Origin of the sequence: Nonomuraea endophytica, assembly GCF_014203235.1 — a bacterium.
GTDB classification, from domain to species: domain Bacteria; phylum Actinomycetota; class Actinomycetes; order Streptosporangiales; family Streptosporangiaceae; genus Nonomuraea; species Nonomuraea endophytica.
Map to the genome: position 1 here is coordinate 259,838 of NZ_JACHIN010000003.1, position 17,137 is coordinate 276,974.

Consider the following 17,137-nt stretch of genomic DNA (forward strand, 5'->3'; position numbering starts at 1 on the left):
CCTGAAGGCACGTGCGGGGCTAGAAGGCTCGTATGTGGTTGTAGAGCTCGAAGGCGGCGTCGTGTTCGCCGAACGCCGCCGCCTCCGAGCGTTTGACCGCCAGGTACGCGCGGGCGCGCAGGTCGCCCAGGGCGGCCATCAGCACCTCGTCGGCCTCCAGCGCGTCCAGCGCCTCGGTCAGCGTGGCGGGCAGGCGCGGGTGCCGGTCCGGCTCGGTGTCGGGGTCGACGGTGACCGGCTCGCCCGGGTCGAGCTTGCGGCGGATGCCGTCCAGCCCGGCGTGGATGACCGCGCCCAGCGACAGGTACGGGTTGGCCGAGGAGTCCGAGGGCTTGAGCTCCAGGTTGGTCTCGCCGCCGGCGCCCAGCGGGGAGCACACGCGGACCGCCGCCTCGCGGTTGTCCGGCCCGTGGACGGCGTAGCCGCTGGACCACATGCGCGGGCCCAGGCGGCGGAAGCTGTTGACGCTGCCGCAGGTGAGCGCGGTCAGGGCGGGCAGGTGGGCGAGCAGGCCGCCGACGAACCAGCCGCGCACGTCGTCGTCGGCGAACAGGTTGCGGCCCTCGCGCCACAGCGAGAGGTGCAGGTGGGCGCCGTTTCCGGCTTGTGCGGCCAGGGGTTTGGGGGCCAGCGAGGCCCACATGCCCATGCGGACGGCCACGCCGCGCACGGTCTCGCGGTAGATGACGTGGTTGTCGGCGGCGCGCAGGGCGGGAGCGTGGCGTATGGAGAGTTCTTGCTGGCCGGGGCCGAGTTCCGGGTGGTAGTGCTCGACCTGGAGTCCCTGTTTCTCGAGGGCGTGCATGAGGCTCATCGTGTAGTCGTGGGCGGTGTCGAAGCCGGTGGCGGCGTAGCAGAGGGTGTCGTCGAGGGGGACGAGCCGGTCGGGTCCGCCGCTGGGGTCGGGCTGGCGGCGGCCGAGCGTGAACTCCGGCTCGAAGGCGGCCTCCAGCGTGTAGCCCTCACGGTCGAGGATGGCCACGGCGTCCTTGAGGAAGGTGCGCGGGCAGGCGTCCCACGGGCTGCCGTCGGCCTGGCGCTGGTCAGCCAGCATCGCGGCGGCGCCGGGCGCGTAAGGCAGCGGCACGAAGGTCGCGGGGTCAGGCACGAGCCTGACCTCGCCGACGGGTCCCAGCTGCTCGACCTCCTGGAGCTGGTCGAGCATGTTCATCGCCATCATGGCCACCGTGTGGCCGATCCCCGTCTCCAGTCGCTCGGCCAGCCGTGACCGCGACGCCGCCTTGCCACGGATGACACCGCCGTGGTCGGCGTAGAGGAATCGGATCAGCTCGATCCCATCGATCTCCGCGCGTTCCAGAATGCGGTTGACGGCGGGATCAGGCTGATGGACCCTGGTGACGCTCTGACGATCTTCCATCCTGTCTGCGTAGCACGAACCGGCAGCTCAAGGAAGCGACTTCCGCAGACGAAGACGTTCCTCAGTTGAGAACGTTGGTGAAGAACACGGCCAGTTGGTTCGCTCCATTGACGATTCCGTCGAACACGCCGTTCACGGCGGCGGCGGCTTGGGCCGGCCGGGTGAACAAGTAGAAGATCACGAACGCCACCGCGACGTATGTGACCACCTTCTTGACCTGCATGGGGGGCCTCCTGCAGTCCATTCCCAGCCGTATATACCCGGATCTGGGCGATCACTGGCATCTTCTGTGAAGATGTTCTTGATCATAACCGGGGGGCGTCTTTCCTACGTCATGGTACGGGCTTTGTAGCCTCGGGGTGCGCCTGCCACGCCGTAATTCCGAGACGTGAGACGGAGTCCCAGGTAGAGGGCCGGGGCGGTGGAGAAGGCAGGGTCGTGAGGAACGGAACAGGGGCCCTCAGCAGGGGGTGAAGGCCGCATTCGCGGCTGTCGAGCTGGGTCCAGCGGCCCCCGAAAAGATCCCACACCGCGGCCACCAGGCCCGGGTGAAGGAGTGGGCGGCGAAGTTCAGCGGCGTGGCCCACGGGGGCGTGTGGGGCGCCGATGGGCAGAGTGGCGCCGGTGACGAGTGAGAGCGCGGCCGTGGCCAAGCCGCAGAGCGCGAGTGGATAGTGAAGCTCTCCGCTATCTATAGCTAAGCTATCCAACACTGGCAAGGGAGGAGCAAGGCGTGCGGATGGCGGAGCTGTGCGAGACGACCGGGGTCCCGGTCCCGACGATCAAGTACTACCTGCGGGAGGGACTGCTGGCGCCGGGCCGCCCGGTCGGCCGTAACCAGGCCGACTACGGGCCCGAGCACGTGAAGCGGCTACGGCTCGTGCGCGCGCTCATCGAGTACGGCGGGCTCGGCATCGCCGCCATCCGTGAGCTCACCGTCCGCCTCGACAACCCGGGCGTCGCCCTGTTCGAGCTGATGGGGGAGGCGCAGAAGACCGTCACCACGCACGACGACCCCCGCCCCGGACCTGTTCGCGACCGGGCGGAGCGGATCGTGGCCGAGCTGCTGGAGCGCAAGGGGTGGCAGGACGCCGGCCGCAACCCCGCCATCGGCACCCTGGTGGGCGTGCTGGCCGTGCTGGACGAGCTGGGCCGCCAGGACATGGTGGCGGCGCTGGGCGACTACGCCGACGCCGCCGAGCGTGTCGCCGAGGTGGACCTGCGGGTGATGGGCGCGGTCGAGGACCGCGAGCAGGCGGTTGAGATCGTCGCCCTCGGCACCCGCCTGGGCGACGCCATCGTGGGCGCCCTGCGGCGGGTGGCGCAGGAGCACATGTCGCAGCGGGCCTTCGACTTCTAGACGCCGAGGGAGGCGTTGAGCAGGCGGGCCACGGCGTCCTCGTCGCCGGTGAGGTCCACGCGGGCGTGCTGCTGGCGGCCGAAGCAGAACAGCAGCAGGTCCCCCGCCCGCCCGGTCACCTCGACCTTGGGTCCTTCCTGCGCCCCGCCCAGCGCGACGCCCCCGCCCAGCCGGTGGAGCACTACTCCCACGGGCGATTTACGCAGCATGAGGCGGGCTCCCATGGCCAGCCGCTTCCAGATGAGGCGCTCGAAGTCGTCGGACAGCCGGCGCGGCTCCCATCCGGGCTGGGCGCGCCGGATGTCCTCGTGGTGGACGAAGAACTCCAGCGTGTTGACCGCCTCGTCCAGGAACGGCAGCAGCCCGTAGAAGCCGCCGGGCTTGCGGACCATCCCGACCAGTTCGGGGAAGGGATGCTGGGCCTTCAGGCCGTTCTGCACCGAGGCGGTGTATCCGGCCAGCGGCCGGAGCGCGATGCCGGCCGCCGCGTCCGGGCGGCGTTCCCGCAGAACCAGGTGGGCGGCCAGGTCGTAGGTCGCCCACCCGGTGCACAGGGTGGGCGCGTCGGGGCCGGTCTGGTCGAGCAGATCGCAGATCGCGGAGCGTTCGGCACGGGCGTGAGTCACGGGGCCCAGCCTACCTGTGGGAATAACGGGGTGATCAGCCGTGATAGGCACTATGTAGAAATATCCCCGTTGGGAAGGAATCCCCCCGAGTGGCGAGCAAGGTCACCTCGGCCGTGATGCGTCAAGGACTGGGCGTCCTTGGGGTGGCCATCCGCACGGAGAAGGCGGTGTTCGCGATCGCCGTCCTGGCCAGCGGCCTGTACGGCGGCATGACCGTGGCCTCGGCGTGGGCCCTGGGCTGGGCGACGGAGAACGCCGTCCTGCCCGCTTTCGAGAAGGGCGACATCACCTCAGGCGTGCTCTGGTCGGCCACCCTGCTGATCATGGGCACCGCGCTGCTCAAGTCGATCGGCGTGGCGGGCCGGCGCATCTTCGCCGGTGTCGTCCAGTACCGCATGCAGGCGCGCTCGCGCCGCGACGTCACCAAGCAGTACCTGCGGCTGCCCCTGTCCTGGCACCACCAGCACCCCACCGGCCAGCTGCTGTCGAACGCCAGCGCCGACGCCGAGGCGGCCTGGGCGCCGCTGGCCCCGCTGCCGATGGCGGTGGGCGTGATCGTCATGCTGATCACGGCCGCGATCGCGATGGTGTTCACCGACCCGGCCCTGGCGCTGGTCGGTTTCCTGATTTTTCCGGCGATAGCCGTACTGAATCTGATTTATCAGCGCAAGCTCAGCCCACTCGCCACCCGCGCCCAGCAACTCCGGGCCGAGGTCAGCGAGATCGCGCACGAGAGCTTCGACGGCGCGCTCGTCGTCAAGACGCTCGGCCGCGAGGCGCTGGAGACCGAGCGCTTCCAGCGGCGCGCGCACGAGCTGCGGGACGCCAACATCGCGGTCGGACGGGTGCGCGGCCTGTTCGACCCCATGCTGGAGGCCTTGCCCACGCTCGGTGTGCTGATCGTGCTGGCCGTGGGCGCGATGCGGCTGTCGTCCGGCTCGATCAACTCGGGTGAGCTGGTGCAGGTGGCCTACCTGTTCACGTTGCTGTCGTTCCCGATCAGGGCGCTCGGCTGGGTGCTCGCGGAACTGCCCCGCAGCGTGGTCGGCTGGACGCGGGTGCAGGCCGTGCTCGACGCGAGCGGCTCCATGGAGTACGGCTCCGCCGAACCCGCCGGCACGCGGCCCGCGTCCCTCCAGGTCGACGACGTCTCCTACGCCTACGGCGACAGCGAGGTGCTGCACGGGGTGAGCTTCGACGTGGCGGCCGGCCGTACCGTGGCGCTGGTGGGACCCACCGGGTCGGGCAAGTCCACGCTCACACAGCTGCTGGTGCGGCTGGTGGACCCGGCCGCCGGCGAGGTCAGGCTCGACGGCGAGGACCTGCGCGAGCTGGCCTACGGCGCGATCGCCCGCTCGGCGGCGCTGGTGCCGCAGCAGACGTTCCTGTTCGACGACACCGTGCGCGGCAACGTCGCTCTCGGCCTGGACGTCACCGACGAGGAGGTGTGGGCGGCGCTGCGGCTGGCGCAGGCGGACGGCTTCGTCGCGCGGCTGGCCGACGGCCTCGACACCCGCGTCGGCGAGCGCGGCACCACCCTGTCCGGCGGCCAGCGCCAGCGCGTCGCGCTGGCCCGCGCGATCGTGCGCAGGCCGCGCCTGCTGATTCTCGACGACGCGACCTCCAGCGTGGACCCGCAGGTCGAGGCCAAGATCCTGTACGGCCTGCGCGACTCCGCCGAATCCTCCACCACGGTCGTGGTCGCCTACCGGATGGCCACGATCGCCTTGGCCGACGAGGTCGTCTTCCTGGAGCGCGGCCGGGTCGCCGACCGGGGCACCCACGAGGAGCTCCTGGCCCGCTGCGAGGGCTACCGCAACCTCGTGACCGCCTACGAGCGCGAGGAGTCCGAGCGGGCCGCGATCGAGGCCGACGAACAAGAAGGGGTGAGCGCCTGATGGCTCTGCAGGGAGTGGAGCGCACGGCGCTGGCCACCGTGCGACGGGGTCTGTCGCTGACGCCCGAGTTCCGCAACGGCCTGATCGGCACGATGGCCCTGGCCGTCGTCGCCACCGTCGGCAAGATCATCGTGCCGATCGCGGTGCAGCAGACGATCGACACCGGCATCAAGGGCGGCAAGCCCGATCTTTCATACATCTTCGGTGCGGTGGCGATCTGTGCCGTCGCGGTCATCCTGACGGCCCTGGCCGGATACCTGATGAACGTCCGCCTCTACAAATCCACCGAGTCCTCCCTGGCGACGCTGCGCGTCCGCGGGTTCCGGCACGTGCACGACCTGTCGGTGCTCACCCAGAACACCGAACGCCGCGGTGCCCTGGTCTCCCGCGTCACCAACGACGTCGACCAGATCAGCACGTTCATGCAGTGGGGCGGCCTGATGATCATCGTGGCGCTCGGGCAGCTGCTCGTGGCCACCGTGCTCATGTTCATCTACTCCTGGCAGCTCACCCTCCTGGTGTGGATCTGCTTCATCCCGCTGATGATCGCCCTGCCGCGGTTCCAGCGGTTGCTGTCGCGGGCGTACACGATCGTCCGCGAACGCACCGGCGACATGCTCGCCGCCGTCAGCGAGTCGGTCGTCGGCGCCGCCGTGATCCGCGCCTACGCCGCCGAGGGCCGCACCGCCGAGCGCGTCGACACCAGCGTGGACGCCAACCGCTCCGCCCAGATCAGGGCCCAGACGATCGTCGGCTTCGTCTTCCCGCTGACGGAGATCGTCGCCGCCCTGGCCATCGCCGGGATCGTGCTGCTCGGCGTCCAGCTCGGCCTGTCCGGCGGCATCTCCGCGGGCAAGCTCGTCGCCTTCCTGTTCCTCGTCACCCTGTTCGTCTCGCCGCTCCAGATCGCCACCGAAGTGCTCAACGAGGCCCAGAACGCCGTCGCCGGCTGGCGGCGCATCCTCGGCGTCCTCGACACCCCGCCCGACGTGGCCGACCCCGGCGAGAAGGGCGCGGAACTGCCCCGCGGCCCCATCTCCGTCAAGTTCGAAGACGTGCACTTCGCCTACCCTGGCGGCGAACCCGTCCTGCAGGAGGTCACCGTCGAGATCCCGCCGCGCTCGCGCGTGGCGATCGTGGGGGAGACCGGCTCGGGCAAGACGACGTTCGCCAAGCTCCTGACCCGCCTCATGGACCCCGCCGCGGGCCGCGTCACCATCGACGGCCACGACCTGCGCGAGATCCGCTTCTCGTCGTTGCGCGAGCGCATCGTGATGGTGCCGCAGGACGGCTTCCTGTTCGACGGCACACTCGCCGACAACATCCGGTACGGCCGGCCGTCCGCGACCGACGCCGAGATCAGCCTCGCGCTGACCGAGCTCGGCCTGGCCGACTGGGTGGACGGCCTGCCCGCCGCCCTCGACACCCCGGTAGGCCAGCGCGGCGAGTCCCTGTCGGCCGGCGAACGCCAGCTCGTCGCCCTGGCCCGCGCCTACCTCGCCGACCCCGACCTCCTCCTGCTCGACGAGGCCACCTCCGCCGTCGACCCCGCCACCGAGGTACGGCTGGCCCGCGCCCTGGAGGGCGTCACCAGGGGCCGCACGGCCGTCTCGATCGCCCACCGGCTGTCCACGGCGGAGAACGCGGACGAGGTCCTGGTGTTCGACGCCGGCCGGTTGGTCCAGCGAGGCGCCCACGCCGACCTGGTCCGAGAGGAGGGGGTCTACGCAGGACTCCACGCCTCCTGGATCTCCGCCGCCCACTCCTGACCACCCCCGCCCATCTCGCCACTTCGGCCTCGCACCCCACCTGCATGGCGCCGCCCCCGCTCTCCAGCACCCGGATGCCGGGGTCTGGGCCCGCGACCCGAGCGTCGTGGCGGTGAAGCGGGTGGGGAGTGGGGGAAGAAGCGGCGGGCTGGGCTGGTTGAATGGCGGCATGTCCCTGGATCCCGACATCGCCGCGCGGCTCAAGCGCGGCCCCGACGGGCTGGTGCCCGCGATCGTCCAGCAGTACGACTCCGGCGAGGTGCTCATGCTCGCCTGGATGGACGACGAGGCGCTGCATCGCACGCTCACCACCGGCCGCGCCACCTACTGGTCGCGCAGCCGCCAGGAGTACTGGGTGAAGGGGAACACCTCCGGCCACGTCCAGCACGTGAAGGCGGTGGCGCTCGACTGCGACGGTGACACGGTCCTGCTCAAGGTGGACCAGGTGGGCGCCGCCTGCCACACGGGCGACCGCACGTGCTTCGACGCCGACGCGCTGCTGCCGTGAACAGGGAGACGTGGGTCTGGGCTGCGGCCACCGCGGCGGGCTGCCTGCTGGTGCTGCTGGCGGCGGGCCGCGTCTGGGTGCGTGCGGCCGGGACGGCCACCGGGACGGGCGGGGTTACCGCCGCCGGGACGGGCGGTGACCTGAGCGGCGGCCTGACCGCGGTGGGGCTGGCGGCGCTGGCCGGTGTGGTGGCGGTGCTGGCGACCAAGGGCGTGGGGCGCCGCGTCGTGGGCGCGCTGCTGGGGTTGTGCGGCGCGGGCCTCGGGTGGATCACCTTCTCGGCGCTGTCACAGGGGCCGATCGCCGCGTGGGCGAGGAATGTTCCGGCGCTTCATGGGGTGACGGATCCGGCGTACACGATCGAGGTGTTCTGGCCCGTCGTGGCGGGCGCCGGTGCGGCGCTGGTGCTGGTGGGGGGCGTGATGGCGGTGGTACGCGGCGGGCGTTGGACGGCCATGTCGGCCCGCTACGACCGGCGGCCGGCGGGGGAGCGGCCTGCGGATGACCGTTCGATGTGGGACGCTCTGGACAGAGGCGACGATCCCACGAGCTGAGTCCTGAAATTTCCGGGGCTTTCGGTGCAGATCGAGGTTCCAGACCTACGCTTCCGTGCAAGGGGCCACGATGACGAAGGGCGCGGCAGCATGACCTACGGCAACCAGGACGGCAGCGGTGGCTACGGCGCGCAGCCGCCCGGCGGGGGATACGGCCAGCAGCCGGGCAACGGCGGCGGATACGAGCAGCAGCCCGGCAGCGGCGGCGGTTACGGCCAGCCTCAGCCGGGCAGCGGCGGTTACGGCCAGCAGCCGGGCAGCGGCGGTGGCTATGGTCAGCAGCCCGGCAGCGGCGGTGGCTACGGCCAGCAGCCCGGCAGCGGGGGCGGTTACGGCCAGCCTCAGCCGGGCAGCGGCGGTTACGGCCAGCCGGATCCCTACGGGCAGCAACAGCCCGGTTACGGCTACGGCCAGCCCTCCGGCGGCTACGGTCAGGCCCAGGAGGCCTACGCCCAGCAGCCCGTCTACGCCCAGCCCGCCTACGGCCAGCCCGCCGCCTACGGCAAGCCTCCGGCCCAGACGAACGCCATGGCCATCACCTCGCTGATCCTCGGCATCGTCGGCCTGTTCCTGTGCGGCCTGACCAGCATCCCGGGCGCGATCTGCGGCCACGTCGCGCTGGCCCAGGTGAAGCGCAACGGCGGCGAGGGGCACGGTCTGGCGGTGGCCGGGCTGATCACCTCCTACCTGACGATCGTGGCGTGGGTCATCGGCTGGCTGGTGTTCGGCGGCTTCATCCTGGCGATGCTCGGGCTGGCGAGCGCGGCGGGCACGAGCTACTGACACCCTCCTTGCGGTCAGGTCACAAATCATCCTTATGACGGATAATTCCCCATGTGGGGCGTGGTAGGTCGCTATGCTGCGGCGGGCAACTCGCCACAAGCACCACACGAGGAGTCTCCAGTCATGAGCTACGGAAACCAGGGCGGCAGCGGCGGTTACGGTGCCCAGCCCCCCGGTGGGGGATACGGCCAGCAGCCGCCGAGCGGCGGCGGCTATGGCCAGCAGCCTCCCGGCGGAGGCTACGGCGCGCAGCCTCCGAGCGGCGGGGGCTACGGCGAGCAGCCTCCCGGGGGCGGCGGTTATGGACAGCAACCCCCGAGCGGCGGCGGCTACGGCCAGCCCGGCGGCTACGGCGGCGGGCAGAACCCGCCGGACAACCACTTGGTGTGGGCGATCCTGACCACGATCTTCTGCTGCCTCCCGCTGGGCATCGTGTCGATCGTGAAGTCGTCGCAGGTCAACTCGAAGTGGCAGGCAGGTGACTACCAGGGCGCGATGCTGGCCTCCGAGGAGGCGAAGACCTGGTGGAAGCGCGCGCTGATCGGCGGCATCATCTACTACGTGCTGCTCATCATCGGCCTGATCATCTACTTCGTGATCATCGCGGCCGCCGTGTCCAGCAGCTACTCGTCGTACTAAAGGCGATACTTGACCTCATGAGCGTTGCGAACCTCGAGCGGCGGGCCGCGGACCGTTGGAAGGCCGTGCTCCCGCCGCTCGGTGTCGCCGCGGGCACGGCGGCGGTCTTCGCCTTCGTCGGCGCGGTCGACCCGAACGAGCCGGGGCATTATCCGACCTGCCCGTTCCTGTGGCTGACCGAGCAGGCGTTCGGCACGGGGCTGTTCTGTCCCGGCTGCGGGACGCTGCGGACCATCCACGCGCTGGCCCACCTCGACCCGGTGGCCGCGCTCGGGCTCAATCCGCTGGCCGTGGCGGTCGTGCCGTTCCTGCTGTTCTGGTGGGGCCGGTGGCTGGTGCGGTCGTGGAAGGGGTCACCCAGGCGGACGACCCTGGCCCATCCCGGCTACATCTGGGCCTTCCTCGCGGTCGTGATCGTCTATTGGGTCGTGCGAAATCTTCCGTTTGGGGCTTTTTTGGCTCCGTAGTCGGGCCCCGATGGTGAGGTACGCGCGACCGGGCCGATACCATCGCAAGAGCAGGCCGGGAGCGGACGCGAAGCGAACTCTCAGCCGCCCCCAACACTGCCGACCGGAGGGACCCCAGCGCGTGAGTGTGCTCGACGACATCCTCGACGGGGTGCGAGCGGACCTGGCCACACGACAGCAGGCCGTGTCGCTTGACGAGCTCAAGGAACGGGCAGGGCGGGCTCCCACCCCCAGAGACGCCTATGCGGCACTGGGCGGCGACCGGGTGTCGGTGATCGCCGAGGTCAAGCGCTCAAGCCCGTCCAAGGGCGCGCTGGCCGCGATCGCCGACCCGGCCGCGCTCGCCGCCGACTACGAAGCGGGCGGCGCGCACGTCATCAGCGTGCTGACCGAACAGCGCCGCTTCGGCGGCAGCCTCGACGACCTGGCCGCCGTGCGCGCCCGGGTCGACATCCCGATCCTGCGCAAAGACTTCATCCTCACCGCCTACCAGCTGTGGGAGGCCAGGGCCTACGGCGCCGACCTGGCGCTGCTCATGGTCGTCTCCCTGGAGCAGGAGGCGCTGGTGTCGCTGATCGAGCGGGCGGACTCGATCGGGCTCGCGCCGCTGGTCGAGGTCCACACCGTGGAGGAGACCGAGCGCGCGATCGCGGCCGGGGCCAAGATCATCGGGATCAACGCCCGCGACCTGAAGACGCTGGAGGTCGACCGCGACGTCTTCAGCAAGATCGCGCCGATGATCCCCGACGACATCATCAAGATCGCCGAATCCGGGGTGCGCGGCCCGCACGACCTGCTCGCCTACGCGCGCGGCGGCGCCGATGCCGTCCTCGTGGGTGAGAGCCTGGTCACCGGCAAGGACCCGCGCAAGGCCGTGGAGGCGCTCGTGACCGCCGGCGCCCACCCAGCGACGCGCCCCGACCACGGATCAGAGGGATAGCAGTGGCACAAGACGGCTCCATCCTCACGGCCGCCGACCTGGCCGGCAACGGCGCTTATGGCAACGACCCCGACGTGCACGGCAAGTTCGGCATCTTCGGCGGCCGCTACGTGCCCGAGGCGCTCATCCCGGCGCTCGACGAGGTGGCCTCGGTCTACGAGACGGCCAAGAACGACGTGGGGTTCCTGCGCGAGTTCGACCACCTGCTGCGCACGTACGCGGGCCGGCCCACCACGCTGACCGAGGTCCCGCGCTTCGGCGAGCAGGCCGGCGGCGCCCGGATCATCCTCAAGCGCGAGGACCTGACCCACACCGGCGCCCACAAGATCAACAACGTGCTGGGCCAGGCGCTGCTCACCAAGCGCCTGGGCAAGAAGCGGGTCATCGCCGAGACCGGGGCGGGCCAGCACGGCGTGGCCACCGCCACCGCCGCGGCCCTGCTCGGCCTGGAGTGCGTCATCTACATGGGCGCCGTCGACTGCGAGCGCCAGGCGCTCAACGTGGCCAGGATGAAGTTGCTCGGCGCCACCGTGATCCCGGTGACCAACGGCTCGCAGACGCTCAAGGACGCCATCAACGAGGCCTTCCGCGACTGGGTCACCAACGTCGACACCACCCACTACCTCTTCGGCACCGTCGCGGGCCCGCATCCCTTCCCCGAGATCGTGCGCGACTTCGCCCGCATCATCGGCGTGGAGGCGCGCCGCCAGATGCTGGAGCTGACCGGCGCCCTGCCCAACGCCATCTGCGCCGCCGTCGGCGGCGGCAGCAACGCCATCGGCATCTTCCACGCCTTCATCGGCGACAAGGACGTCGCGCTGCACGGCTACGAGGCGGGCGGCCACGGCCTGGCCAGCGGCGAGCACGCGCTCACGCTGACCGCCGGCTCGGTCGGCGTCCTGCACGGCTCGCGCACCTATGTGCTCCAGGACGACGAGGGCCAGACGATCGAGTCCCACTCGATCTCCGCCGGCCTCGACTACCCGGGCGTCGGCCCCGAGCACGCCTGGCTGAAGGACAGCGGCCGCGCCACCTACCACGGCATCACCGACGCCGAGGCCATGGAGGCGTTCTCGCTGCTGGCCAGGACCGAGGGCATCATCCCGGCGATCGAGTCCTCCCACGCGCTCGCCGGAGCGCTCAAGCTCGGCCGCGAACTGGGCCCGGAGGCGACCATCCTGGTCAACCTCTCCGGGCGCGGCGACAAGGACATGGGCACCGCCATGAAGTACTTCAACCTCTAGGGTTCACGATCATGACCACTCTTCAGACGGTGTTCGCCAAGGCCAAGGCGGACAACCGGGCGGCGCTCGTCGGCTATCTGCCCGCGGGGTTCCCGTCCAAGGACGGCGCCATCACCGCCGCCGCGGCCCTGGTCGAGGCGGGTTGCGACGTCATCGAGATCGGCCTGCCGTACTCCGACCCGCTCATGGACGGTCCCACCATCCAGGACGCGGTGCACCGCTCGCTGACCAACGGCACCCGCATCGCCGACGTGTTCCGCACGGTCGAGGGGGTGGCCGCCACCGGCGCCGCCACGCTCGTCATGACCTACTGGAACCCGATCGACCGCTACGGCGCCGAGCGTTTCGCCCGTGACCTGGCCAGTGCGGGCGGGGTGGGCACGATCACGCCCGACCTCACGCCCGAGGAGTCCGGGCCGTGGCGCGAGGCCTCCGCGGCTGCGGGCATCGACACCGTCTTCCTGGTGGCGCCCAGTTCCACGGAGGAGCGCATCAAGGCCGTGGTCGAGTGCTGCACCGGCTTCGTCTACGCGGCCTCGCTCATGGGCGTCACAGGCGCCCGCGAGAGCGTGAACGTGGCCGCCGAAGGCCTGGTCGAGCGCACCCGCGCCCACACCGACCTGCCCGTCTGCGTGGGTCTGGGCGTCGGCACCGGCGCGCAGGCGGCCGAGGTGGCCGGCTACGCCGACGGCGTCATCGTCGGCTCCGCGTTCATCCGCCGCCTGCTCGACGCGCCCGACGAGGCCGCGGGCCGCGCCGCCTGCGCCGAGCTGGCGCGCGACATGGCCGCGGGGGTCCGCTCCCACGTCTGATCTCCGGTATGGCGAAGCGCGGCCACCCAGGGTTTCCCGGGGGCCGCGCTTTTCGTTTGTGCATGCTTTCACCGGAGCTGCGGCGCAAAAGTGCAACAAGGCGCATGATTTGTCCATAGAAGCGGTCCGGTGATCGCGTCAGGGTGGCGGCACGAACTCTTCGCACGAAAGGACGCACATGCGTCGACGTTCCGCCGCGTTAGCCGGGCTCCTCGCACTCGCCACCCTCACCACCACCCCCGCCCAAGCCACTCCCACACCCCCCTCCGCACAAGCCGCCGCGGCACCAGGCTCGGAGGCCGCCGAGCCACGAGGGCTCCCACCCGCCTCGCCGGAGAGCGCGGGAGCGCGGGAGCCCTCGCCCACCAACGCCCCACCGGACGTCCGCCTCCCACCCACCACCACAACCCCGCCCACCCCCACCACCACGCGGCCCACGACCCCGCCCACGTCTGAGGCGTCGTCCAGCCCCGTGGCGCCGTCCGTGGAGGCGGCGGCCGTGGCGGATCCGGTGACGATCTCCTCGCGGGAGCTGGCCGTCTCCCTGGACCCGGCCTTCCCGAGGGTGCTCGGCTACACCGACCGGGCGAGCGGAGCCACCCTGGGCGGCAGCACCACCGTCCCGGTCGTGGTCCTGAACGGCACGCCGTACCCGGTGACGGGGACGCCGGCCGGCGCGGACGGGAAGACCGCACGCTACCGGCTGACGTTCGCCGCGCTGGGCGGGGTGGCGCTGGAGGCGTCGGTGGGGGTGCGGGGGCGGACCACGACGTTCCGGATCGACAAGGTGACCGACACGGCCGCCTTCCGGGTCGGGACGATCGATCTGCCCGGTCATGACCTGGTGTCGGTGGCCAGTGACCAGGCGGGGGCGGCGACGGCGTTCACCCGGCTGGATCCGAACTCGACGCGGACGGCGGACGTGTTCGCGAAGGTCACGGCGCAGACGGCGGCCGAGGCGCAGCCGGTCGGGGCGACCTACGGGATCGTCAACACCGACCGGCTGGCCGCCGCGATCGAGTCGAACTCCACCTACGACCGCCCCTCCGGCCCCACCGACGTGGACCGCGCCCGCTTCTGGCACCAGGCGCGCAAGGGCGCCGACGGCGTGGTCAGGGTGGGGGTGTGGAGCGGGCAGTGGACCTACCGGGCGGCGGGCGCGCCGTTCACCGAGGAGCTGCCCTGGGCGAAGGTGGTCGTCACCCCGGACGCCAACGGTGACGGGACGCTGGACTGGCAGGACGGCGCGATCGCCTTCCGCGGCATCGGCGTCAAGGCGCAGGGCTCCGAGCAGACCAAGGACCGGGTGGCGATCCACATCCCGTTCAACTTCGCCAGCCAGGCGACCCACCCGTTCCTGCGCACGCTGGACGACGTCAAGCGGGTCGCGCTGGCCACCGACGGGCTGGGGCAGCTGGCGATCCTGAAGGGCTACCAGTCGGAGGGCCACGACTCGGCGCACCCGGACTACGGCGGCAACTACAACAAGCGCGCGGGCGGCCTCAAGGACCTGAACACGCTGCTGAAGACCGGCAAGCGGTGGAACGCCGACTTCGGCGTGCACGTGAACGCCACGGAGGCCTACCCGGTGGCGAAGACGTTCAGCGAGACGCTGGTGAACAAGGACGCCAAGGGCTGGAACTGGCTCGACCAGTCGTACTACATCGACCAGCGCACCGACCTGACCACCGGCAACCTCGCCGAGCGCTTCCGGCGGCTACGCGAGGAGACCGGCAGCGGCGACCTCGCGCTGCTCTACGTCGACGTGTACTACAGCCACGGCTGGACCGCCGACCGCACGCTGGCCGAGCTGCGCCGCCAGGGCTGGCAGGTCTCCACGGAATGGTCGGACAAGCTGGAGCGCGCCTCGCTGTGGTCGCACTGGGCCACGGACATGAGCTACGGCGGCGCCACCAACAAGGGCCTCAACTCCCAGATCATCCGCTTCATCCGCAACCAGGAGAAGGACGTCTGGAACGCCCACCCGATCCTCGGCAACGCCAGGATCGAGGAGTTCGAGGGCTGGACCGGCGAGGTCGACTGGAACGCCTTCACCCGCAACATCTGGGAGCACAACCTCCCGGCCAAGTTCCTGCAGCACTACCCGATCCTCGACTGGAACGCCGACCAGATCGTCTTCGGCGACGGCGTGACCGGAACGGACAAGAGCGGCAAACGCGAGCTGTTCCTCGGCAACCGCAAGATCCTGGACGGCGCCACCTACCTGCTGCCGTGGGAGGGCAAGTCCTACCACTACAACCCGGCGGGTGGCCAGACCACCTGGGACGCCGACCGGCCGATGCGCCTGTACAAGCTGACCGACCAGGGCCGCGTCCCGATGGGCACGCTCACCCCGTCCGGCGGCAAGATCACGATCACCGCCGAGCCCGGCGTCCCGTACGTGCTCTACCCCGGCAAGGCACCCAAGCAGGACACACCCGAGTGGGGCGAGCGCTCCGGCGTCGCCGACCCCGGCTTCAACGACGACACGCTTCGCGCGTGGGAGCGCACCGGCCAGGTCTCGATCGAGAAGAACGCCAAGGGGCAGCGGGTCGCGCTGCTGGCCGCCGGTCAGCCCGCCGCGATCGAGCAGAACCTCAAGGGCCTCACCCCCGGCCGCACCTACAGCGCCTCGGCCTGGGTGGAGGTCGAACCGGGCAAGACCCGCGAGACCACCCTGGAGATCGGCGGCCAGTCCACCCGCGTCAGCAGCTCCACGGCCAGGAACAACGTCGCGGCCGACGAGAAGCACGGCACCTACTTCCAGCGCGTCAAGGCCGTCTTCACCGCCACCAGGAGCCACGCCAAACTCCGCCTCGGCGCGGGCGGCGGTGACGGCGCGGTCCGCGTGGACGACGTCCGCCTGGTCACGACCGCCAAGCCCGGCCCCGTCGAGGACTTCGAGAACGTCGACCAGGGCTGGGGACCGTTCGTGAAGGGCGACGCGGGCGGCAGCACCGACCCGCGCACCCACATCGCCCAGAAGCACGCCCCGTTCACGCAGGCCGGGTGGAACGGCAAGGCCGTGGACGACGTGATCGGCGGCGAGGAGTCGCTGAAGGTCCACGAGGAACGGCAGGGGCTGGTCTACCGGACCGTCCCGCAGACCGCCCGGTTCGTGAACGGCCACGCCTACGAGGTCTCCTTCGCCTACCAGAACGCCCAACAGGGCACGTACGCCTGGGTGACCGGCTACGACAAGGGCGGCAGAAGCGTCGAGACCCGGCGCACCCCGATCCCCGAGCAGCGCTCCACGACCCGTTTCACCGAACGCGTGGTCGCCGGGTGCGGTGACGTCTGGGTGGGCCTGCGGTCGCTGCGGCCCGAGCAGGCCGGGGCCGACTTCATCCTCGACGACTTCGCGGTCAAGGACCTTGGCCCCGCCCAAGAGCCGCCGGCCTGCGCCTCGCTGGAAGTCAGGCCCGGCCCGGCCACGCTGGAGCCCGGGGCGGCCAACGACGTGACGACCGTCTTCACGAACCTGGAGGACGCCCCGGCCGAGGTGGGCGTGACGCTGGCCGTACCGGATGGGTGGCAGGTCGGCGGCCAGGGGAGCGGGACCGTCCAGCCCGGTGCGGCGCTCACCACGACCTGGAAGGTGACGCCGCCGCTCGACGCCCCCTACCGGGCCTACGACCTCAAGGCGAGCGCCGTCTACGGCGGCAAGCGGGTCGAGGCGGCGGTCAGCGTGCGGACGCTGCCGCCACCGCCGTCCGGTACGGCGTGGGCCAGTGACCACGACTGGGTCAGCGCCGACAACGGCTGGGGCCCGGCCGAGCGGGACCGGTCCAACGGCGAGCAGGGCGAGGGCGACGGCCGGCCGCTGACCATCGGCGGCGTCGCCTACACCAAGGGCCTGGGCGTTCACGCGCCCAGCAGGATCCGCTACTACCTGGGCGGACGCTGCACCGGCTTCACCGCCGCCGTCGGCGTGGACGACGCGCAGCCCACGCGGGGGTCGGTGCGGTTCACCGTGCTGGCCGACGGGACGGCCAAGGCGCAGAGCCCGGTCCTGCGCGCCGCCGACGCCGCCCACGAACTGCGCGCCGACCTGACCGGGGCCAGGTACGTGGACCTGGTCGTGGACGACGGCGGCGACGGCAACGGCAACGACCACGGCGACTGGGGAGGGGCCCAGTTCACCTGCGGGTGAACCGCT

At 71.1% G+C, this 17,137-nt stretch carries 15 protein-coding genes; 12 read left to right on the forward strand and 3 right to left on the reverse strand.

The genetic code is table 11. The features are described 5' to 3' along the window. Positions 1 to 19: 19 nt before the first annotated feature. Both HNR40_RS13105 and HNR40_RS13110 read right to left on the reverse strand, forming a co-directional pair. Positions 20 to 1,378 carry a glutamine synthetase family protein gene (locus tag HNR40_RS13105; protein ID WP_184960808.1) on the reverse strand — a complete coding sequence of 453 codons (1,359 nt, stop codon included), beginning with the start codon at positions 1,376 to 1,378 and terminating at the stop codon, positions 20 to 22. Between the two features lie 61 nt (positions 1,379 to 1,439). Beyond that, positions 1,440 to 1,601 carry a hypothetical protein gene (locus HNR40_RS13110; RefSeq protein ID WP_184960810.1) on the reverse strand — a complete coding sequence of 54 codons (162 nt, stop codon included), beginning with the start codon at positions 1,599 to 1,601 and terminating at the stop codon, positions 1,440 to 1,442. Positions 1,602 to 2,117: 516 nt separating this feature from the next. Between HNR40_RS13110 and HNR40_RS13115 the strand changes: the two genes are divergently transcribed. Next, positions 2,118 to 2,738, forward strand: a complete 621-nt coding sequence (locus tag HNR40_RS13115) for a MerR family transcriptional regulator (RefSeq protein ID WP_246509080.1) — start codon at positions 2,118 to 2,120, stop codon at positions 2,736 to 2,738. On the opposite strand, the gene HNR40_RS13120 is transcribed toward HNR40_RS13115, so the two are convergent. After that, complete coding sequence (locus HNR40_RS13120) at positions 2,735 to 3,364, reverse strand: TIGR03085 family metal-binding protein (RefSeq protein ID WP_184960814.1); 630 nt, start codon at positions 3,362 to 3,364, stop codon at positions 2,735 to 2,737. The two genes, HNR40_RS13115 and HNR40_RS13120, sit on opposite strands and share 4 nt — an antisense overlap. A gap of 116 nt (positions 3,365 to 3,480) precedes the next feature. Between HNR40_RS13120 and HNR40_RS13125 the strand changes: the two genes are divergently transcribed. From HNR40_RS13125 to HNR40_RS13175, 11 genes are all read left to right on the forward strand, one after another. Further along, positions 3,481 to 5,262: an ABC transporter ATP-binding protein gene (locus HNR40_RS13125; RefSeq protein ID WP_184961650.1), complete on the forward strand. Its 1,782-nt coding sequence runs from the start codon at positions 3,481 to 3,483 to the stop codon at positions 5,260 to 5,262. Beyond that, the gene (locus HNR40_RS13130; RefSeq protein WP_184960815.1) at positions 5,262 to 7,031 is read left to right on the forward strand and encodes an ABC transporter ATP-binding protein; all 1,770 of its coding nucleotides are present in this window, start codon (positions 5,262 to 5,264) and stop codon (positions 7,029 to 7,031) included. The genes HNR40_RS13125 and HNR40_RS13130 overlap by 1 nt, the downstream gene beginning before the upstream one ends. Before the next feature lie 169 nt (positions 7,032 to 7,200). Continuing rightward, positions 7,201 to 7,539: a phosphoribosyl-AMP cyclohydrolase gene (hisI, locus tag HNR40_RS13135; protein ID WP_184960817.1), complete on the forward strand. Its 339-nt coding sequence runs from the start codon at positions 7,201 to 7,203 to the stop codon at positions 7,537 to 7,539. Further along, positions 7,536 to 8,093 (forward strand): Trp biosynthesis-associated membrane protein, encoded by a 558-nt coding sequence (locus tag HNR40_RS13140; RefSeq protein WP_184960819.1) that lies wholly within the window; start codon positions 7,536 to 7,538, stop codon positions 8,091 to 8,093. The genes hisI and HNR40_RS13140 overlap by 4 nt, the downstream gene beginning before the upstream one ends. A 90-nt stretch (positions 8,094 to 8,183) precedes the next feature. Then, positions 8,184 to 8,876, forward strand: a complete 693-nt coding sequence (locus HNR40_RS13145) for a DUF4190 domain-containing protein (protein ID WP_184960821.1) — start codon at positions 8,184 to 8,186, stop codon at positions 8,874 to 8,876. 123 nt (positions 8,877 to 8,999) lie between these two features. Further along, positions 9,000 to 9,515, forward strand: a complete 516-nt coding sequence (locus HNR40_RS13150) for a CD225/dispanin family protein (RefSeq protein ID WP_184960823.1) — start codon at positions 9,000 to 9,002, stop codon at positions 9,513 to 9,515. A 17-nt stretch (positions 9,516 to 9,532) separates the two neighbouring features. Further along, positions 9,533 to 9,982 carry a DUF2752 domain-containing protein gene (locus tag HNR40_RS13155; RefSeq protein ID WP_184960825.1) on the forward strand — a complete coding sequence of 150 codons (450 nt, stop codon included), beginning with the start codon at positions 9,533 to 9,535 and terminating at the stop codon, positions 9,980 to 9,982. A gap of 121 nt (positions 9,983 to 10,103) precedes the next feature. Next, on the forward strand, positions 10,104 to 10,922 hold the full coding sequence (gene trpC, locus HNR40_RS13160; protein ID WP_184960826.1) for an indole-3-glycerol phosphate synthase TrpC: 819 nt from the start codon (positions 10,104 to 10,106) through the stop codon (positions 10,920 to 10,922). Between the two features lie 38 nt (positions 10,923 to 10,960). Next, positions 10,961 to 12,166 carry a tryptophan synthase subunit beta gene (gene trpB / locus HNR40_RS13165; RefSeq protein ID WP_221340378.1) on the forward strand — a complete coding sequence of 402 codons (1,206 nt, stop codon included), beginning with the start codon at positions 10,961 to 10,963 and terminating at the stop codon, positions 12,164 to 12,166. Between the two features lie 11 nt (positions 12,167 to 12,177). Next, positions 12,178 to 12,978, forward strand: a complete 801-nt coding sequence (gene trpA / locus HNR40_RS13170) for a tryptophan synthase subunit alpha (RefSeq protein WP_184960828.1) — start codon at positions 12,178 to 12,180, stop codon at positions 12,976 to 12,978. Between the two features lie 178 nt (positions 12,979 to 13,156). Further along, complete coding sequence (locus HNR40_RS13175) at positions 13,157 to 17,131, forward strand: endo-alpha-N-acetylgalactosaminidase family protein (RefSeq protein WP_184960830.1); 3,975 nt, start codon at positions 13,157 to 13,159, stop codon at positions 17,129 to 17,131. Positions 17,132 to 17,137: the final 6 nt, after the last annotated feature.